Annotated in this window: 16 protein-coding genes, 1 tRNA gene and 1 riboswitch; of the genes, 11 read left to right on the plus strand and 6 right to left on the minus strand. The window is 55.2% G+C overall.

The genetic code is table 11. From position 1 onward, the window contains the following. Together JNJ45_09755 and JNJ45_09760 are read left to right on the plus strand one after the other, a co-directional pair. Nucleotides 1-738, plus strand: a 738-nt coding sequence (locus tag JNJ45_09755; GenBank protein ID MBL8048952.1) for a hypothetical protein, incomplete at its 5' end; no start/stop codon positions are given. Next, nucleotides 735-4,127 carry a DEAD/DEAH box helicase family protein gene (locus tag JNJ45_09760; protein MBL8048953.1) on the plus strand — a complete coding sequence of 1,131 codons (3,393 nt, stop codon included), beginning with the start codon at nt 735-737 and terminating at the stop codon, nt 4,125-4,127. The genes JNJ45_09755 and JNJ45_09760, both read left to right, overlap by 4 nt. On the opposite strand, the gene JNJ45_09765 is transcribed toward JNJ45_09760, so the two are convergent. Continuing rightward, nucleotides 4,111-5,250, minus strand: a complete 1,140-nt coding sequence (locus tag JNJ45_09765; GenBank protein MBL8048954.1) for a site-specific integrase — start codon at nt 5,248-5,250, stop codon at nt 4,111-4,113. The genes JNJ45_09760 and JNJ45_09765 overlap by 17 nt on opposite strands. Then, nucleotides 5,250-6,224 carry a hypothetical protein gene (locus tag JNJ45_09770; GenBank protein MBL8048955.1) on the minus strand — a complete coding sequence of 325 codons (975 nt, stop codon included), beginning with the start codon at nt 6,222-6,224 and terminating at the stop codon, nt 5,250-5,252. Before JNJ45_09770 ends, JNJ45_09765 begins: the two co-directional genes overlap by 1 nt. A 74-nt stretch (nt 6,225-6,298) precedes the next feature. Here JNJ45_09770 and JNJ45_09775 point away from each other — a divergent pair, with 74 nt between their 5' ends. Together JNJ45_09775 and JNJ45_09780 are read left to right on the plus strand one after the other, a co-directional pair. Further along, the gene (locus JNJ45_09775) at nt 6,299-6,505 is read left to right on the plus strand and encodes a helix-turn-helix domain-containing protein (GenBank protein ID MBL8048956.1); all 207 of its coding nucleotides are present in this window, start codon (nt 6,299-6,301) and stop codon (nt 6,503-6,505) included. Between the two features lie 26 nt (nt 6,506-6,531). Then, entirely contained in the window at nt 6,532-8,784 is a 2,253-nt protein-coding gene (locus JNJ45_09780; GenBank protein ID MBL8048957.1) for a bifunctional DNA primase/polymerase, read from the plus strand. A 116-nt stretch (nt 8,785-8,900) separates the two neighbouring features. Here JNJ45_09780 and JNJ45_09785 read toward each other — a convergent pair. After that, nucleotides 8,901-8,976 (minus strand) — tRNA-Lys (locus JNJ45_09785). A 31-nt stretch (nt 8,977-9,007) separates the two neighbouring features. Here JNJ45_09785 and JNJ45_09790 point away from each other — a divergent pair. Beyond that, nucleotides 9,008-9,802 (plus strand): carbohydrate-binding family 9-like protein, encoded by a 795-nt coding sequence (locus tag JNJ45_09790; GenBank protein ID MBL8048958.1) that lies wholly within the window; start codon nt 9,008-9,010, stop codon nt 9,800-9,802. On the opposite strand, the gene JNJ45_09795 is transcribed toward JNJ45_09790, so the two are convergent. Together JNJ45_09795 and JNJ45_09800 are read right to left on the minus strand one after the other, a co-directional pair. Next, the gene (locus JNJ45_09795; protein ID MBL8048959.1) at nt 9,799-10,611 is read right to left on the minus strand and encodes a hypothetical protein; all 813 of its coding nucleotides are present in this window, start codon (nt 10,609-10,611) and stop codon (nt 9,799-9,801) included. The genes JNJ45_09790 and JNJ45_09795 overlap by 4 nt on opposite strands. Beyond that, nucleotides 10,604-11,155 carry a hypothetical protein gene (locus JNJ45_09800; GenBank protein ID MBL8048960.1) on the minus strand — a complete coding sequence of 184 codons (552 nt, stop codon included), beginning with the start codon at nt 11,153-11,155 and terminating at the stop codon, nt 10,604-10,606. Before JNJ45_09800 ends, JNJ45_09795 begins: the two co-directional genes overlap by 8 nt. A 114-nt stretch (nt 11,156-11,269) precedes the next feature. Between JNJ45_09800 and JNJ45_09805 the strand changes: the two genes are divergently transcribed. After that, a complete protein-coding gene (locus JNJ45_09805; protein MBL8048961.1) occupies nt 11,270-11,785 on the plus strand; it encodes a hypothetical protein in 516 nt (171 codons plus the stop codon). Further along, nucleotides 11,773-12,474 carry a hypothetical protein gene (locus JNJ45_09810; protein MBL8048962.1) on the plus strand — a complete coding sequence of 234 codons (702 nt, stop codon included), beginning with the start codon at nt 11,773-11,775 and terminating at the stop codon, nt 12,472-12,474. Before JNJ45_09805 ends, JNJ45_09810 begins: the two co-directional genes overlap by 13 nt. Here JNJ45_09810 and JNJ45_09815 read toward each other — a convergent pair. After that, complete coding sequence (locus tag JNJ45_09815; GenBank protein MBL8048963.1) at nt 12,448-12,858, minus strand: VOC family protein; 411 nt, start codon at nt 12,856-12,858, stop codon at nt 12,448-12,450. The two genes, JNJ45_09810 and JNJ45_09815, sit on opposite strands and share 27 nt — an antisense overlap. Before the next feature lie 70 nt (nt 12,859-12,928). Beyond that, nucleotides 12,929-13,010, plus strand: a riboswitch (cyclic di-GMP riboswitch). 41 nt (nt 13,011-13,051) lie between these two features. On the opposite strand from JNJ45_09815, the gene JNJ45_09820 reads away from it, so the two are divergent. The 4 genes from JNJ45_09820 to JNJ45_09835 all read left to right on the plus strand — a co-directional run bounded on the left by JNJ45_09820 (nt 13,052) and on the right by JNJ45_09835 (nt 18,536). Further along, the gene (locus tag JNJ45_09820; GenBank protein ID MBL8048964.1) at nt 13,052-13,297 is read left to right on the plus strand and encodes a flagellar biosynthesis anti-sigma factor FlgM; all 246 of its coding nucleotides are present in this window, start codon (nt 13,052-13,054) and stop codon (nt 13,295-13,297) included. Between the two features lie 736 nt (nt 13,298-14,033). Further along, nucleotides 14,034-15,824 carry a hypothetical protein gene (locus JNJ45_09825; GenBank protein ID MBL8048965.1) on the plus strand — a complete coding sequence of 597 codons (1,791 nt, stop codon included), beginning with the start codon at nt 14,034-14,036 and terminating at the stop codon, nt 15,822-15,824. 227 nt (nt 15,825-16,051) lie between these two features. Then, the gene (locus JNJ45_09830) at nt 16,052-17,536 is read left to right on the plus strand and encodes a hypothetical protein (GenBank protein MBL8048966.1); all 1,485 of its coding nucleotides are present in this window, start codon (nt 16,052-16,054) and stop codon (nt 17,534-17,536) included. A 58-nt stretch (nt 17,537-17,594) separates the two neighbouring features. Continuing rightward, a complete protein-coding gene (locus JNJ45_09835) occupies nt 17,595-18,536 on the plus strand; it encodes a prepilin-type N-terminal cleavage/methylation domain-containing protein (protein ID MBL8048967.1) in 942 nt (313 codons plus the stop codon). Nucleotides 18,537-18,599: the final 63 nt, after the last annotated feature.

The following is an 18,599-nucleotide window of genomic DNA, read 5'->3' on the forward strand; positions in this document are numbered from 1 at the left end:
GAGCACCGCGCAACCGTCCTCAAGTTCTTCCGGGCCAGCACGATTCAAAATCCACCCAGCGGACTCATTCACGGAACCAAGGGCGGTGCCTATGTTCACGTGGACAATATCGACAGCATTTTCACGATCAATGAGCTTCGAGAAGTCGCGAAATCCATTGCTTCGGTCGAAGGGATTGAGGACTGGCAAAACCACGGCAACGTACTTGCAAGCCGAAACAAACCCAAACTCATCGTCCTTGCTTGGGAATTCGAGATGGACCTTCGCCGAAGGGTTGAGGGCGTGGAAGCCGAAACCGGAGTCGAAATCACGCTGAAGTACATTCCCCGCGAAATCATGGAGCCAAACCGAGACACGGTTCAGTTCTTCGACGCGGCGGCTCTGGATGCAGAAGCCGTGATCAAAGAAAAGGACGGAAAGAAGCAAATTGACGTGAAGCTCACGAACTTCTACCCGGCCCTCACCGAAGTCCCCGATAAGGAACTCGAAGCTCTGAAGGAACGGGCGGTGAAATCACCCTTTGACTTCATCGACTTTTGGGCGATTGATTTTGAGTACCGAGAAGACAAGCCGTTCGAGCACCACTGGCAGGATTACCGAACCCGCAAAGATCGGTCGCTCAAAACGACTTCTGATTTGGGTTGGGAGTATGAGACGAAAGGCTTGAAGCGAATCTGCGTGAAGGTGATCGACGTTTTTGGGATTGATACAACCAAGGTGATCGAGGTGAAAGTGTGAGTCAAGACTTTTCCGCTTTGGAGCCACTTTACGCACCTTGGGAGGAGCCGAACAAGCACCGCGTCAAAGACGTGGGAATCGTTCCCGGTCGTCGCACTTCTCGGGCAACCCTAGTTCCCTACATTCGGAGCCAAGTTTCGGATTGGCGACACTCGGGTTACGAAGGGGCGAGCGAAACCACGAAAACGCTTCTCAACCACTGGTTCGAAACCGCCCATGAGGACGACTTTAGGTACCACTTCTGCCAGCGAGAGGCCGTTGAGACAATCATTTGGCTTGCCGAAGTCAAGCGGTACCTGATCCCCTCAGACCTCTTCAGTTCGATTCTCTCCGAAGATCACCCGCACTACACCGCCTTCACGAACGTCAAGCCGGATGATGACCACTGGGGACGATATTGCTCGAAGCTCGCAACCGGAGCGGGCAAAACAAAGTGCATGAGCTTGGTCATGGCGTGGAGCTACTTCCATAGCCTCTATGAAACCGACTCTCCCTTCCCTCGGCATTTTGTGGTCGTCGCGCCAAACCTGATCGTCTTCGACCGACTGAAGGATGACTTCGAGTCGGCGAAGATTTACTACTCCGACCCGATCTTGCCGCCCGAGTTCCAAGAAGATTTCAATATGCAAGTCGTCATGCAGGACGACTCGGGAGGAGGAAGTTACCGGGGAACGATCTACCTTACCAACGTTCACCGCCTGTTCCCCAAAAAATCCGATAACGAAAACGTTGCCGGAAGTTCAAGCATCCTCGGACCGACCGTCAACAAGAACCAAGTTTTCAAGATTGGAGAGCTTCTCCGCAATCGGATTTCTGAGCATCCTTCGGTGATGGTGCTCAACGACGAAGCGCACCACTTGCACGACCCCGAATCGGCCTGGAATGAAGCGATTGACGCGATTCACCGCCAAAGCATCACCAAGGGCAACCGAGGAGTAGTCCTTCAAGCTGACTTTACGGCGACTCCAAAACACAACAACGGAGACCTCTTCCGGCATATCATCAGTGACTTCCCTTTGGGTGAAGCGGTTGACGCAGGAATCGTGAAGGTTCCGGTGATTGGACGGTCGGAGGAAATCAAGGCCAATGACGCCGCGGGAGACGCTTTCGAGAAGTACCGAACTCACCTGCTCTTGGGCTATCAACAGTATCAATACATGTGGGACGAGTGGAATCAGGTTCGAAAGCCGATTCTTTTTGTCATGTGCGAGACCGCGCAAGCCGCGAACGAAATCGCGGCGAAGCTCAACGACGATGAGCGGTTTCCGTTGCTCAAGGGGAAAGTCCTAAACCTTCACACCCGACTCGAAGGAAAGATCGTCACGCGCAAATCTGGAAAGCAGGAGTGGAAGGAATTCGTCTACTCGGAAACCAAACTCAAAGACGATGACCTCAAGGAGATTCGAAGGTGGTCGGCTGACCTTGACAAAGCCGATTCTCCTTACCGATGCGTCGTTTCGGTTTTGATGCTTCGGGAAGGTTGGGACGTTCGGAACGTGACGACCATTGTTCCGCTTCGACCGTACTCAGCGAAATCGAACATTCTTGCGGAGCAAACCTTGGGTCGAGGTCTCCGAAGAATGGAGCGGCCCGGCCCGGACGCACCCTTCGAGCGCGTGACGGTCGTCGAGCATCCTTCGATGCTCGCACTTTACAACGAAGAACTTGAGCAGGAAGGACTCGAACTCGGCTCAATCGAACTCAACGGCCCGAAGCCTCAAACGGTGCCGATCTTTGTTGACCCCAAGAAGGACACTGAGGCACTTGATATTCTCATTCCCCAGGTTTCAGATTCAATCGAGACGACGGTCACGCTAAACGAGCTTCAATTTGAGGAGATAGAAGCTCAGTTTCGGAAGGTTTCGAACGGCAAATTGCCAATTGGAAAAGCAAAGTCGGGGGCGATCAAGTTTGAAGAACGGACGCTTTTTACAGACGAGGTCGTCAAGACCTACGAAATTGATCGTGGTTTGTTGGCCCAAGGCTATACCGCTGTTTCCGTGTTTGTGAAGGTGCTTGAAAAGGCCTGTCGGCTACAGAGTGCCCATTCGACTCTTGCCCCGCTCGTGCAACGGTTCATCGAGGAAGTTCTTTTCGAGCGGCCCATCAGCTTGTTTTCGGGAGAGGTCGATCATCGGCTTGCGGCCCTAGACGTGCGAGAGCATATCGAAGCAACCTTTGCCCCTCTCATCAAGAGCCAGACCAACAAGGAAACCAAACGCAAAAAGCAGAGTTCCGGTCTTGCGCTTTCCTCTTGGAGAGCCTTTCAAGCAACCCAGAGTCCAAAGCGACCCTGCGAAGAAGCCGCGAAGACACTCTTCAACCTCGTCGCTTGCGCTAACCATTTCGAAGCTGAGTTTGCGGCCTTCTGCGACGATTGTCTAGACGTTTCGTCTTTTGCGAAGAATGCCGGACCGCAAAAGCTCGCCATTGACTACCTCTCTGCCAGTGGTCGGCCCGCTCTCTATTGGCCCGATTTCTTTGTCCGATCAAACTCGGGGACGAACTACCTTGTTGAGACAAAGGGCCAAGAAGATTCTTCCGTAGCACTGAAAGCAAAGGCCGCTATCGAGTGGTGCAAGGCCGCTTCGAGCGAGAAGCAAAAGTGGGAATATGCCTTTGTCCCTCAGTATCTATTCGACCAGAACACTGAGCCGTCGTTGGAAGGATTGCTTCGAGCGTGTGAACCAAAGAAGAAAGCCCTAGTTGAGTCACTCAAGACCTCTCAATTGGTTTTGCCGCTCGACTCCACTTCGACCGAAACCCGAGATCAAAAGTCAGCCGAATTCTTGAGCGACATTGATGTTTCCTCTCTACCTGAATCTATTCTTCAACTCGTCAAGCAGAGCATTCTTCAGTTGGACTACGACAAACGAATGCAAAGTCCTCGTTACGGAGCCTGCTTCCAAACGCTCTTTGAAGCACTTGAAAATCTCTGTGGCACACTCCTGATTTCCCTCGCCTCACCGATCATTCCCCAGTCACCGAACGAGCATCGAACATTCTTTGATCCCTACTTACCGAGTGGGGTCGAAAACCTATCTCCATTGCTTCGTGATCAGGCAAAGAAGCTTCGGCGCAACGTTGTTGACCGAGGTCGATCAAATCTCTTGGGCAACTTCTTGTTCATGCTTGGATTCTCTAGGCAAACTAAGTTCAGCCAGGTTCATGGGGTCCCTATCTGGGACGCAGTTCGAGAAGCTTTTGGCGATTCATCCTTCGATGAACTCTATGATCAGATTGACTCCTGCAACGCTTTTCGAAACACCTACATAGCTCATGGAGATACTCCTCTGACTGATCCGGCTCTAGCCGAAGACAATCTGAGGAGCTGGATACAGTGCATCATCGAGCTACATTCCGAAGTGAATTCTAGGACTTCCCATTAAGAAGGCGTTCTAGCCCATTCACGGCATCGGATTCCAGTGCCGGAACAAGGTGAACGTAAGTGTCGGCGGTCAAACTGATTTGCGAGTGCCCGAGGACATCAGAAACAGTCTTGATGCTCACTCCAGATTGAAGCATCAATGTTGCCGCAGAATGCCGCAGATCATGAACTCGGATTCTTGGCTCTTCGATACGGTCCATGAGTTCATCGAGAATTCGTCCGACCTTCCTCGGATCGAGCGGTGTACCGATTGAAGAAGTAAAGACGTGTCCGCTGTCAACCCATTCAGACCACTCTTCCTTAAGCTGCAACTGACGCTCTCGCTGTGCCCGGAGTCGTTGCACGAGGATATCCGGGAGCCTCATTGTCCGCTTTGACTTTTGGGTCTTCAGTTGGGTTAGCAATAGAACCCCATTTTCGTATTGAAGTTGGCCCAACACTTGGACTGTTCCTTCTTCAAAATTGACTGCTTCCCACTTCAACCCGAGTGCTTCCCCTTTCCTCAAGCCAAGGGTAAGAATGGTCTGTATTAGCAATCCTTGGGGATGATCATTGCAGGCGGCAATCAACTTGACAGCGACTTCGTCTCGCAGTGCTGAAGCGGTCTTGTGCTCCACTCTTGGCGATTTCGTCTTTCGAACAACGTTTTGCGTGAGGAGGTCGTCTCTAAACGCCTGTTCGAGCATGTTGTTGAGAACAATCCGAATGATTCGAATTGTATTCGCTGACTTGCCTTGCTTTTCGTGGAGCCGAAACAGGTTCACGACTGATTCACGCGTGATGGCACTCAGCTTCAGACTCCCTAGGTACGGACGAATGTAGCTTTCGACCATGAGTTGGTAGCTCCGATACGTTGAAGGCCGCACTTCGGATTGACGTTCGTTCAGCCACTGCGTGAGGTACTCGCTTACCGTTGGTTCCTGTTTGGAAAGGTCCTTGCCGCGTCCTCGTTGGCGGTTCATTTCTTCGAGCCACTTATTGCCTTCAACCTTTGTTTTTGCGTTGAAGGTCTTGTGACGAGTTTTGCCCTCGGCGTCCTTGACCTCTATGCGACAAAACCAAATGTCTCCTTTCTTCGTGATAGAACCTGAACCTTTCGCTCGACGGTTTGTTGTACGTTTCATTAAAAGTCACCTCCTAGCTTGCCCTTAAGAAGCAGACCCGCCCTTGCCGCCCTTATATCGCGCCTGAGGTTCGCATCACTTTGAGAGATTGAGAGGTCTGGGAACCGAACTCGCATAACTCGTCTGACTTCTGCCAAATCTGGTTCCGAACTTCCGAGTTCGATGGAGACGAGGGCAAGAGCCTTTCTCGTTCGAGTCAAACTCTTTGTTTTGAACATGTGCGAACGCACTTCGTTGTATAGATATCCGACGTCCTTGACGCTCATCCAAACCGGAACGCGGAGAGTGATCAGAGAAGCAATGGGAAACTTGTCGTTTCCCGAGACTTCAATAGACGGAACACGGAAATGCGGGACTTCTCCCAGGAGGATCATTCCTACGATCTCCGATCTAACCCAAGGCACAATTCCCGAAATGCGGGCAACTAGGAATCCGAGATCAACCAACGGTTGATTTCTCGGTGAGTAAACGATAACCGCTGAATTCGAGCCGACCCGAACCGACAGAAGCTTCGGTTCATCTTGCTCTTGAACTTTGACTGACGCGGCTTTTGCCCGCAACCGACTGATGAGTTCTTCAGCATTTGTCCAAGGCAGTTGCTTTTTTATGGCGGCAAGTTCTTCACGAAACAGTTTCTCTACTTCCGCTTTTAGTGCAAGCGAAGTGAGCCACTCTTCTCCTTCATCGGTATCTAGAAGGGCCGCGTCGGACTCGAAATCAGTGACGCTCGTGACACTGTTTTTGCTCCCGAGATCATTCTTGACGCGAGAACGCACAGACCCAAGTACGTCCTCAATCTCTTCCCGAAGTTCAGCCAGGTCCGCCGAACTTTGGCTCGCAACGAAGTTGTTGTAAGCATTCGTTACTTGAATGCTATCACGGAGCCTTCTGAAGTCAGCGTCGGAGAGTTGGCGTCCGGAAGCTTCTTCTAGATTAGCTCTGCTATCCTCTGGCATCATTTTATATCGTTTCATTCTGATTATCGTTCTTGATTATGATTCATTTGTTCATGGGTGTCAAGAGTGCCCTGTGAACAAAGAGGACAATCATGGAGAAACAGTTTTTCAAGACAAGTGAAGCCGCCGAAGTGATCGGCATTTCCCGAACAGGAATCTACAAGTTGATCTGGCAGGGACGCCTCGCCAGTATCCTGATCAACGGCCGCAACCGGAGGATTCCCCGAGCGTCACTCGAAGAGTTCATTCGGGCCGAGAACGACCGGGCAAACCACGTTCACAAGGAGGTAACTCAATGACTTGCCTTCAATGGTCAAGAAAGTACGTGGACTTGGGGTTTTCTCCAATCCCGTTAGCCAAGGGAAAGAAGCATTGCGCGTTGAGGGGATGGCCCTCGAAGGACTTCACGTCGGACCTCGAAGCATCATTTCGAAGCGCATCAGGAGTTGCGCTCCACTTGAAGGACGGCTTGACTCAGGTTGACTTCGACTGCAAGGAGGCTGAGCTTCTCGGTCAGGAACTATTGCCTACAACTGGAGCAATCAGCGGAAGGCAATCAAGTCCCCAAATGCACCTTGTTTTTAGGGTGATTGGACGACCCGTAAAGCGGTCTTTCAAGCTGAGCATGGGGACCGGGCGGGACATGATCGTCGAAATTCGCTCTGCTATGGGGGCGAGTGAAGGGGTTGCTATGCCAGTGGAACCTAGCTTTCATCCAGAAGGAGAGCAATACGCTTGGCACACACTAGGGGAGCCTGCTGAGGTGAGTGGCGAAGACCTCATCAGAGCGTGTGTCGAGGTGACGATTGGAACAGCGATAGCAAGAGTCGCGAAAAGTGGCTCCAGGCATGAAGTTTATCTTCGTACGGCTTCAGTGATGCTTCGCCGAGGTTGGACTTCGGAACGAGTCAAACGAATCTTTCGGTCCGTTTGCCGCGTGATTGGTGACCAAGAAGTGAGCGATAGATTGAAGGCAGTCGATACAACGGAATCGAAGATTGAGAATGGTGAAGCAGTCACGACTGACGAAGACTTATCGGAACTGTTTTCTAACCCAAAATGCTTCGGCGAATTCGTGAGGTTAATTGAGGGAGATTCTACTTCACCGAGTAAGAGAGCGAAAAATGAGACCGATTCACTCAAAAGAAGCATCGTAGACGAATGCCTCAAATTGAGTCGCGTCAAGGATAGAACTGGCATCGTGTATGTTCGGATTCCAACACGGCAAGGACACAACGTCGTATCAATCGAATCGCGTGACTTCAATGATTGGATTTCTTCGATAGCCTTCACAAGGTTCAAAGCACCAAGCAAGCAACTGATCCAAGACTCCATTCACTATGTACTCAGTCTCACGAGAACGGACGCAGAAACCCCGACGGTTCAGCCGAAGGTTAGATGCTCCAGAGAAGGCGATATCATTTGGGTTCAGTTGGGGCCGTCAAGGTTTGTGAGAATCGACTCTAACGGCTGGGAGGTAGTTTCGGAATCTCCAGTTTGGTTCTTATGGTCGCCCGCGATGGAGGAGCTTCCGGACCCGAAGAATGGACAAAAACTAAGCATAGTCCGCGAGCTAATAGGAATCTCAAGGAACTACTCTTGGCTCGCAGTTTGCTCATGGTTAATCTCCGCCACGGCGGGCCAAGGCCCGTTTCCGGTTCTTCTTGTGAACGGGCCTCAGGGCTCCGGAAAGTCAACTCTTTGTGCCGCCCTGAAGAGCCTAGTTGATCCTGAATCAAGCTCTTCTATTGGAAGCGGCAACCTTAGTCAAGAACGGCTCTTCCAACTCGCCAAAAGAAGGCACGTCCTGATGATCGACAACCAAAGTACAGTGTCAGCGGAAATGAGCGACGGACTTTGCCGACTCGCTTCGGGTGGCGAGGTGATCAATAGGCGGCTATACACTGATGACGAAGAGCTTCACTACCAGGCGAGCAGACCTCTCATTCTCAACGGAATAACAGAGTTCGCAACTGCTCCAGACCTCCTTGACAGATCAGTTCTCTGCATACTTGATCCCGTCTCGCCAGAGAAGCGGAAACTGCTAGCCGACTTAAATACTCGTCTCCAGAGCTACAGGTCAGAGCTTTTAGGGGCGATCTATGGCGCGATCTCTGTTGGCCTACGGCGAATTCAATCTGGTTTCAAACCTGAGTTACCTCGAAATGCGGATTCTATGCTTCTCGCGTTGGCTTGCGAAGAGAGTTTCGAGTGCCCTCAAACAACGTTACTGGAAATGATCGAGGAGACAAGTTCCGTACAATCGGAAGTCGCACTGGACAATTCTCCGGTTGGAAGAGTTGCTCTGATTCTAGGGCGCACCGGTTGGAAAGGAACCTCAACTGATTTTTTTGAGGAAATGAGTCAACGAGATATGACAAAACCAGGCATGGGCCTTACGTCGCGTAAGGTCAAGCGTGAGCTTGACCGTCTCCGAGGTGATCTGTTCAAGAAAGGGGTCTCGTACGATACGAAGCGCACGAATGAAGAGAGATTGATCATTCTGGAACCCCTTCTGGACTCGGTTGAAGAACCCAAGAAGTCATTTCGAATCTCGAAGAAGAATCCTGAGTCTTGAGAAGTGTTCAAGGACGTTTCTGGACGTTACTGTAGTCTCAATGTAGTCCAAACTAAAACAGGGAGCCACTAAATGCAGAAAATCCCGCTCCGAGGCGGGATTTTGAACCTAAAACTTGGTGGACCGTGTAGGGCTCGAACCTACGACCCGCTGATTAAGAGTCAGCTGCTCTACCAACTGAGCTAACGATCCATCGGACAGCCACCATTATACCACGCCCAAAATGCGTGAGCAACCCGAGCGACTCGCAATCGGCGAGCAGGGGCGGCGCGAGCCCGGCAAGGAACAGGGCAAACTCTCCGGCATGACGCCGCGCGTTTACCGATGCCCCCGCGCTGACCAGCTGTGGCAAGCACAAGACCTCCAAATCCGGCCCGACGATTGGATTGACATCCCCTGGTCGGAGCCGTTTGTCGACATCGAAGGGGACCCGAGCAAGCCGCCGCGCCACCAAACCCAGGTCAAAATCGCCTACGGCGAGCACGGTCTCATGATCCTTGCCCACATGCAAGGGCCGGAGATCTGGGCGACGCTCACCGAGCGCGACAGCGTCATTTTCCACGACAACGACATCGAGCTGTTCCTCGATCCCGATGGCGATGGCGAGCTGTATCTCGAGCTCGAAATGAACGCCCTCAACACGGTTTGGGATTTGGTGCTCGTGCGGTCCTATCGCAATGGCGGGCCGCCGCTGGATTCGTTCGACGTGAAGGGCTTGCAAACCGCGGTCCGGATTGATGGCGAACTCAACCTCGCCAACCCGGCGAACCTCGGCTGGTGGGCGCACATGCAAATCCCGTACCGCAGCCTTAAGGAACTCGCCGGCAAGCAAAACTTCCCGCCGCAGCCCGGCGACGAATGGCGCATCAACTTCAGCCGGGTGCATTGGGATGCCGAAATCGTCGAGGGCCGCTGGCAAAAAGTCCCGGATCGGCCCGAGCACAATTGGGTGTGGTCGCCCATGGGCGAGGTGGATATGCACCTGCCCGATCGCTGGGGGCGGCTGCAGTTCGTCTAGCGCGGCATCACTTCAAACTGCGCGCCGAGCATTTGCCCGCGATACGAGAGCGTCCATTGGCCGTTGGCGTTGGCCTGCACGGTGCCGGCCAGCCGACCCTTGTTGCGCACGGTCACGCGGGCAAACGGCGAGGCAATTCCGCGCACCAAAAGCGTGCCGCCCATCGGCTGCACCTTAATCAGCACCGGTCGAATCGCGGTCCGCTTATCGCGGAATCCGCTCACGCTGGCGTGGCCGCCCAGGCCGCGCGCGGTCAACACGTTTGTGCCCACGATGGTCTTGGTCGAAAACGACCAAGCGCCCATTTCGTTCACCTCGGTGCGGGCCACGTCGCGCCCGTTGAGCAACAATCGCAGCGAGGTCCCCGGCTCGGCCAGGCCGTTTAGGGTCACCTCTTTGCCAAACTTTCCAAGCGGCGCCGGGTTCAAAATTGTGGGCCGGTTCGGGTCATAGACCATCAGTTCCAGCGAGGTCTTAAAGTCGCCGCTTTGCACGCTCAGGGTGTGCTCGCCGGGCGGTTGCGGCGGCAAGTGCGCCATCCATCGCCGGTCGGCGGTCGCGTGGGTCACGGCCAGGGTTTGGTCGCCCAGCCGAATCACCACCTTGGCGTCGGCGGGGGCGATGCCGTTTAGGCTCACGCCGGTGGTTGGCAATCCGCGGGTGGGTTCCGTCGCGTCAAATACCAGCGGTTTGCCGTCGGCGGTTTTCAGCTCCTCCGGAAGGTCTTGGGCGGGTAGCGAAACAATGCCGACCAACATTCCCGCCGCGATCAGCGCTTTGGCCGTATCGATCCAGCCGTAGCTACTCATGCGGCTGCTCCATGGCTTCGGCGGCGTAAATCGCGGCCGCTCGTCGCCAACTCAAAAAGTCCAGGTTTTGCCATTCCTGCGGGTGAATGATGTCGCGCAGGCGCTCTTCGCTGGTCGCCGCAAGATCGCTGTACTTGAGAATCCCCGATTCCCAAAGCCGCTGCTGATACACCGGGCCGATGCCCTCAATGCGCTCGAAAATGTCCTTGACAATCGCCACTACTTTGGTCGATCGGGTCTCGTGAATCTCCTTAATCGCCTGGTCCAATCGCCATTGGTTCGACCGCACGCCGAGGCGTAGCTCGTCGTTTTCCTGCTTCAGTTGGCTCAGGGTGTGGGTCAGTCGCACGTTCTCGTCGCGCAGCTTCATCACGTCCTCGTTTTCGCCTTCATATATGGTGGGCGTCGGTTCGGCGGGAGTGGACACGGGCGCCGGGACGGGTTCGGGCTGCTGGCGAAGCCTGCGCCGCAAAATCGCGACGTCCACCAGCCATTCCAAAAGGAACCCCGCCAGCAGGCCAATCAGTGCGCTCCGCCAATCCATGTGGCAAGTATGGCAAACCGCTTGCGGTTCTCAAGCTAGTAGTTTTGCTGGGTGACATGGAGTGCATCTTTTGTATAATGCGGGTAAGTGAAGTTGCGCCGAGCATTTACCTTAATGGAGGTGATCACCGTCATGGCGATCATCGCGATTTTGGCCGCCATCGCGGCGCCGCATCTGGCCTCGGCGCGACAGCGCGCTGAGCAAACGGTGACCGTCAACCACCTGAGGCAATCCGCGATGGCGCTGAGTCTCTATCGCAGTGAAAACGATGGCGACGGCAAACTTGGTAAGCCGACGCAAATGGGACTGCCGCCTCTGAAGACGTTCGCTTTCCAGTTCGGCGACCGATTCATGCGCCCGCTCCCCTGTAGCTATCGCAAGTCATCGGACTACATTTATTGGGCGCTGGACTTTTCCCGCCCCGAAGAAGACCCCGAGCCGTGGGAGTGGGTCGTCGCGCAAACGGGCGAGCAATCGCCGCTCATTTCCACTACGGACTGTACCGACCCAGGCATCAACCGGCTCAGCGTTTACGAGCGAAAGCTCGGTCTGGCGGTGCAGTTGGACCTCGGCTTGATCCGGCGCACGCGCACTGGCAACGACAGTAGATTGGCGTGGTGGAAGGATTGAAAACGCCCATAAAAGTCCTGCGGGTGTTGGCGGTGTTGTCGATTGTGGCGAGCTTCGGCATCATCTACTGGGTTTATCAGGGGCCAGACAGCGTCCGAGGTGCCGCCCGCAGGCTCGGCACATGCCTGGCGAAGGAGGATGTTGAGTGCATCATGTCCTTCGCCACGCCGGAAGAACTGGCGCAGTATGACCTGACGCCGGCGCAGGCGAAGAAGGTGGTGCGGGACATGCTCCAACTCCGCCGAACCCGCGCCAAATACGATGGTGGCAACCAAAAGGTTTTTGCCGAAGCCACCGATAGCGAGAGCCCAAACCCGGAGTTGGGAGTGGCATCGGTCGTGGTGCCGCTCAAGTTGCATCGTGGCGGCGAAACTGCCTGGGGCACATTTGTAACACGGGTGGACCGCAAGCCGGTCGCGCCGGAACTGATCACCAGCATGATCACCTCGTTTATAACGGACGAACCCACCCCCGCCAAGGCCGATCCGAAGCTCGCCAAGATTCTGCGCATGATTCGGTTTGCCGAGCAAACCGGCCCCGCGTTGGAGCGCATTGGTGCCCGCGGAATATGGCGAAGCGATGAACTGCGCCTGATGTCGTTTGCTGAGTACGCCGCCCGCTACCGCCGCTCGGTCGAAGGCATGCCCGGCGGACGCGAGCAGCTAGCCCTTCTGAACGAGCTCAATTAAGTTGCCAAAGGGGTCGCGGAAAAACACGTACCGATAGCCGAACGGGGGCACCGGCGTAATCTCGCTGATGACCTCAATGCCGTTGGCCCGGGCTTCGGCGACGGCCGCCTCAATGTCGGCGGTCTCCAGGGCAAAGTGCCGCCAACCTTCGTAGGGCAAACTTGCGCCGACGTCGCAGTGCTCGGGTTCGGTGCGGCGCGCATCGGGCGTGCCGAACAGCTCGATGATCGCGCCTCCCGGATGCGAAATCAGCACAATTTCGAGCGTGCCGACCGCCACCCGTCGCACGTCGCCAAAGCCCAATCGGTCGCAATACCAAGTGATGGCCGCCTCCAAATCGGGCACGGTGAGTCCAATGTGGTGAGCGACGCCTAAAGATTGCATAAGAAAATTATGGCGGGCCCTAAAGATTTCGGCGCGGCGAACCGTTATCCAATTGAGGCCCCTTGGGCCAAGCAGAAAAAGGCAACCCTGGGGGCGACCCCTTGGACGCAAAGCCTAGGATCTCGCCGACGCGAGACAGCCGGGACGCCTGTTTGAGATTTCGGAGGAAACAATGAGAATTTCAGACATTGAATTGAAGAAGGTCGTTGAGACCCAAGGCTACGCGATGGTCGAAGCCGATCACGGCTTTGAGCCCTCCCCTCGAGAGAGCGACATGGAAATGATTCGAGAACTCACCGCGAAGGTCATTGCGATGCCCGACCGCGAAGAGATGATCGCCGACCTGAAAGAGCGCATTGCTCGCGGCGAATACAATCCCGCTGGTTCGGACATTGCCGACACGATGATTCGGCGATCGATCGCCGACCGTATTCGGTAACCCGGTTCGAGTTGGATGACGTCATAGTGTGGAGGTCTCCTGCGCGGCGGTGGTGCTTACTGAGTCAGGTGCAGTCCGTGTTCGCTTCCGCTGACGGTGGCGAAAGTGCGCTTGAAGGCAACTCTCCACGGACCTAAGAGCCGCACCGGCTCTCAAGTGTTTTGTCTTCCGGTCACCGCTCAATAAGGTGGGTGGGCTACAATGACTGCACCCCACCCAATTCAGCTGAGCCCGAGGCGACTACTTAATTCTCGCTCAGAATGAGTAGGATTGCAGCCGCTGACAGGCTAAAGGCGATTGAAAGACAGGTGTAGATGTGACCAGCGTAAAGCCTGGCATAACCGCAAGTGACTGCGGTGGAGCCTCCACAACTGAAGGCCGCGCTGACTAATGCAAGTCGTAGTGACAAGGCATGTTCTGATGTGGATTGTTTCATAGTCATCCCCACTAACTTGGAGACTCGCCCTGCGCGAACTTGGTTCAATAATTTTGTGCAAAATGCACATAAAGATTCCAGATGGATTTCATGACCGAGATATTGGCAAATATTGCATTAAATTGTCTATCAAGTGTATTAAAAGACGCTAGATTGCACGCGCTTGCTCATCAGTCGCGAGCCGCCAATTTGCGGCGATAGAGAAGGTTGTTTCAGGAATACGGATTCACGAGCAATTCTTGATGCATTGGATCAAAATTGCATCTATTGTCGTCTGAAGATTAATGGAGAAAAAATGAAATGAGCCTTGCCAAGCAGAATTACGAGCATTCAACATCTTTTCCGTCTATCGGACGGGCAGTGAAAACACTAACCACCGCAGTCTCGGACCAGTTGGGCAGAAAGCTTCTTGACTTGTATCCAGTGTTTGCGAAGCGAGAGGGGGGGAATGGTCGCACGCCATACGAGTCGATCACCAAAGGGAGAGAAAAGCGCCTTGCGAGGTACCTGATCGTCGCAGATTCACTGAGGGCGTTGGTGGATGAGCCTAGCGAGAGCGTATTGGCTGCCTACGAAGAAACAAAAAGGCTGGTTGCGGCGGCTGAGGTTGTTGCCGAGGGCGTGACTCTGGGCGCTCTGCCTGCTGCGTCCGGCCGCACGACATCTGTCCGCGGTTTGATCGTCAAGAAAGATCCCGGTCTTGCATTCGTGAAGCTATGCGAATTGAAGGCACCAGAAGATTTCTCAGAACTGAGGGAGTTTCAGGCAAAACTGCGCGACTCGATTTCGATGCTCAACCCGGCACAGGCAGCACAGCGTGAGCAAGGCATATTGGATGCAGTGCTAGGGGGACATCTTTACGGCGCCACATCTCATTCTAAACGGGATATCACGGAGTTGGTTCGCCAACATCAGGAAAATGAACGGACTTCCAAGTGGCTAGTCTCATGCCGCTCGCGCCTAGCGAATTTGAAGTTCCCTGCCCCATATCGAGACTCGTGGAGGTTTCTGGACCAGATTTTGGCCGGATCGTCAACTGCGGGGCGAGACCGTTCCGAGCCGAAGTCGTCGTTTCGCGGGGAGCACGCGATACTCATAGATCATCAGCACGATACCGCCGCTCAGCGGCTTGCGCCCGCGACATCAACCAGCCAGTGGGAGAATGTACGGCGATTTTCTCGTCCTCTCCATACGCTCTATTCCCGGCAATGTTGTTTCGATTCAGCAGCGGCACCCCAAAAAGTGTCTCACCGCATTAAGGGCTTATTGCCTAGTCTGATTCGTGCATTATCTGACGAGCAGGTCCTCCTTCACGATAAAGAGATTTGTTGCGCCGATGTTGCTCCAACCGCTCTCAATGCCAACATTCCGGTTTACAAAACAACGTACTTTGCTGCAACTCTGTCGACCAGATCTGTCGCGCTCGATGCTTACAGTGAGGACGGCGCCAGAACGTTTGACGGTCTTGGTATGGTGGAAGAAGATGGTACTTGGCTCCTTTTGAGGTCAAATCATACGATCAAGCCTCTTCTTGTCATGGTGCTCCTTGTTACAAACGATTCCCAAGTGATCTTTAGCTTGCCGAGGTCCTGCGGGCACTCGAGTGCAAAAACATGGTTGCCAACCATCAGTGGATACATGATTCCCGAGGATTTCAACAGTAAGTCCGAACTTGTTTCAGCTGTGCATGCTTGCAGCCAGCGGATGCTGAGAAGTTCTGCCGTGCCCTCAGTCGACTACGACATCCAGTGCACTGGCTTCGGCCTCGACGCGTGCTATGGGCTTCGACCAACCTTTTTTGTGCTTGCTCGGACGAAGACTGTAGAAAGTTCCCAGTATGTGGAATGCGCGTCAGATCCTAGCACGATTTTTCGTTACCATAGCTTAGTTGCAGACAACCCACAAGTTTCGTTTAATGAACTGCTTAACCTGCCACGGTATGCGCATGCGGACATGCTGCAGGCCAGCTTCTACTTTGCCCGCCAGTACTTTGAACTTCTTCGTAGGCTCGGATTGCCGGCAAGCGTTGATGCGATCGGAAAGCTAAGCTGGGCTGGCCAAGAGCCTGGGGAAGGTGGGGACACCAGTTAAGTTGACCAAGAGTGAAGGCTCTGTCGGGGGTTATCCCCTTCCACTTGTTGGTGCCGCTCGAATCAGGACTCAAGTCGAAAGCGGAACGTCAGCGATCCGACCGAGAAACAGCGCCCAACGTTAACGTTCGCTTAAGCGGATGTTAAATGAAACCGCGCACAACAAACCCTTAAACTTCCCGCGAAACACTCGTCCTCGGGGGCCGAAACGGCAACCCGGAGACGACCATGAAAACGGGATCCATTCTATTTCTTGCCGCTGTTGCGACAAATGCCTTCGCCAATTTCACGGCGGGCAACCTTGTGGTGGCCACGATCGGTGACGCGGGTGCGGACAACCTGAACCAGCCGGTTCAACTGCTGCAATACACCAAGTCCGGTTCGGCCGTCGGTTCGCCGCTGAGCCTCAACAACCTCGGCAGCCGCAACATCACCACCGACTGGGGCGAAACCTCGGAAGGCGCGCTCGAACTCTCGGCCAACGGTCAGTATCTGATGATCGCCGGTTACGACGAAGCCCCGCTCAGCGCGCTGTGGAACAAGTTCGACTCGGCCCGCGCCGTGGCTCGCATCAACCCGGCTGGTCAAGTCGAGTTCTCGAGTCCGTTTAGCCTGTACGATCAAAATCTGCAACTGGGCGACGGGGCTCGCGCAGTGGCCTCGCAAACCGGTAGCGACTTTATTGTCACGGGCGGCGATGCTGGTCTTTACAAGGGCACCTTTGGCAACCCGACCGGCACGCAAGTGTTCAATCCGGCGCTCTCCACGCGCATGGCCAAGTACTTTGGCGGCAACTTCTACTTCAGCGGCTCCAACGCTTACTATGCGTCGGAATCCGGCAGTGGCGTCAACGGTCTGACCACCTGGTCGACCAACCCGGCCGATTCGTTTGCAAAGCCGGGCCTCTTCGCTACCCCGAACACGAATGGTGGCACGCCCGGCAGCGGCCGCGACTTCGAATTCGTGGATGCCAACACCATGTACTACGCCACGTCTTCGGGCACTGTCGGTTTGGTCAAGATGGTTCGCACGGGCGGCGTGTGGAGCGAGGCGTATCGCCTGGCTGGCACCGGCTTCAACAGCATTGCGGTGGACACCAGCGGTCCGCAAAACGTGATCTACATCACGGGTTCGGCGGGCGCTGATCTCTTCAAGATCACGGACATGGGCACCGGCTTCTCGGCGACCACGAGCATCGCGACGGCTCCGGCCAACACCCGCTTCCGCGGCGTGAGTTTCGCTCCGACGAGCGGCGCGACGATCAGCGGTTCGATCAACCTTGGCAGCTACGTAGGTAGCGTGTCGGGTAGCGCGACGGTGGCCGTCACGTTCCAACTGTTCGATTCCAGCAGCAACTTGGTGCAAACCTCGACGGTCAACGTCGCGCCGAGCGCCGGCATTGCTTCGTACTCGCTGCCGGTTACCGCGAGCGTTTCGGGTGCCGTCACCCTGCGCGCCGGTGCCGCCACTTGGCTGGTTCGCCCGGTCTCGACGACGATCGGCGCGACGAACGCTAACTTCGTGCTTCCGAACGGCGACGTCGTGAAGGACGGCATCGTGGACATCGCTGACTACTCGGCCCTCGCCGCCGCGTTCGACTCGAACTTTGGCGACGCCAACTACCTCGCCGGTGCTGACCTCAACAAGGACGGCATCGTGGATATCGCGGACTACTCGACGCTGGCCGCCAGCTTCGACCTCGGCGACCTCTAAGACCAACCCTGCGAGGGCGGAGATTGTCCGCCCTCGCTTTTCCACCTCCACAACCCCCATGAAGAAAGCATTCACACTCATCGAGCTTCTCGTCGTGATCGCGATTATTGCGATCCTCGCCGCGATTCTGTTCCCGGTTTTCACCAAGGCTAAGATGGCCGCCAAGAAGACCGCCGACCTGAGCAACTCGAAGCAAATCGGCATCGCTCTGCAGCTTTATCTCAACGAAAGCGACGACGTGTACCCGCCGAGCAATCACCGCGAAAACGACGATCCCGACAAGGAAGTCCATTGGAGCTGGATGATTCTGCCGTACATGAAGAACGAGCAGATTTTCATCTCCCCCGCCGACAAGGTGGGCGGATGGGCCCCGACGACCTGGAACGTACTGAATAACAACCGCGGCTTCGGCGTGCCGTCGTTCCAGCAAAGCCTGGGCCGCAGCACCAACCCGGGAACCCGACAGGTGGCCCGCATTAGCTATGTCGCCAATCAAAACCTCATCGGTCGCAAGCGCCAAAGCACCGACACCAGCAACGTGGTGCCGCAGTTTGAAGTCAACGACGTGAGCGGAACGATTATCATTGCTCCGGCCACCGAAGCCCCGCGGTGCATGAACGCCGATTGGGTTCCGGGCGGCAACGGCGGCGAGTTCCGCACGTACCGGCCGGCGTTTGGCATCGCCAGCAAGGGTCAGCGCGCGCTCAGCGGCTCGGCTCAGCCCTCGCTCGGCGAACAACCGCTCGAAGCTCTCACCTGGGCCACCGCGACTCGCATTTGGAACTGCGAACAAAACGTCGTGGGTCCGGATCACACGTTGCGATTTACGCACAGCGGTCGATTCGACGCGGGGAACAACTACGTGATGGCCGACACCAGCGCGAAGTACTGGAACACCGCGGCCACGTTCAGGGCGCAGCGATTCGCGTGGGGCCGCAAGGGGTACAGCGTCGGATTCCTGACGGTGATCGACCCCGCCACGGGCCTCGCGCTCGAATAGTTAGCAAGCCGGGGGGCGAAAAACTTCGTCCCCCGGAGGGCCTTTCCCACGTATTATTGAGTG

Source organism: Chthonomonas sp. (assembly GCA_016788425.1).
Lineage (GTDB): Bacteria > Armatimonadota > Fimbriimonadia > Fimbriimonadales > Fimbriimonadaceae > JAEURQ01.

Excerpts from the sequence above, each read along its gene's own strand:
- JNJ45_09765 (MBL8048954.1), bottom strand. The coding sequence starts at position 5,250 with ATGAAACGTACAACAAACCGTCGAGCGAAAGGTTCAGGTTCTATCACG.
- JNJ45_09770 (MBL8048955.1), bottom strand. The coding sequence starts at position 6,224 with ATGAAACGATATAAAATGATGCCAGAGGATAGCAGAGCTAATCTAGAA.
- JNJ45_09775 (MBL8048956.1), top strand. The coding sequence starts at position 6,299 with ATGGAGAAACAGTTTTTCAAGACAAGTGAAGCCGCCGAAGTGATCGGC.
- JNJ45_09790 (MBL8048958.1), top strand. The coding sequence starts at position 9,008 with ATGCGTGAGCAACCCGAGCGACTCGCAATCGGCGAGCAGGGGCGGCGC.
- JNJ45_09795 (MBL8048959.1), bottom strand. The coding sequence starts at position 10,611 with ATGAGTAGCTACGGCTGGATCGATACGGCCAAAGCGCTGATCGCGGCG.
- JNJ45_09800 (MBL8048960.1), bottom strand. The coding sequence starts at position 11,155 with ATGGATTGGCGGAGCGCACTGATTGGCCTGCTGGCGGGGTTCCTTTTG.
- JNJ45_09805 (MBL8048961.1), top strand. The coding sequence starts at position 11,270 with ATGGAGGTGATCACCGTCATGGCGATCATCGCGATTTTGGCCGCCATC.
- JNJ45_09815 (MBL8048963.1), bottom strand. The coding sequence starts at position 12,858 with ATGCAATCTTTAGGCGTCGCTCACCACATTGGACTCACCGTGCCCGAT.
- JNJ45_09825 (MBL8048965.1), top strand. The coding sequence starts at position 14,034 with ATGAGCCTTGCCAAGCAGAATTACGAGCATTCAACATCTTTTCCGTCT.
- JNJ45_09830 (MBL8048966.1), top strand. The coding sequence starts at position 16,052 with ATGAAAACGGGATCCATTCTATTTCTTGCCGCTGTTGCGACAAATGCC.
- JNJ45_09835 (MBL8048967.1), top strand. The coding sequence starts at position 17,595 with ATGAAGAAAGCATTCACACTCATCGAGCTTCTCGTCGTGATCGCGATT.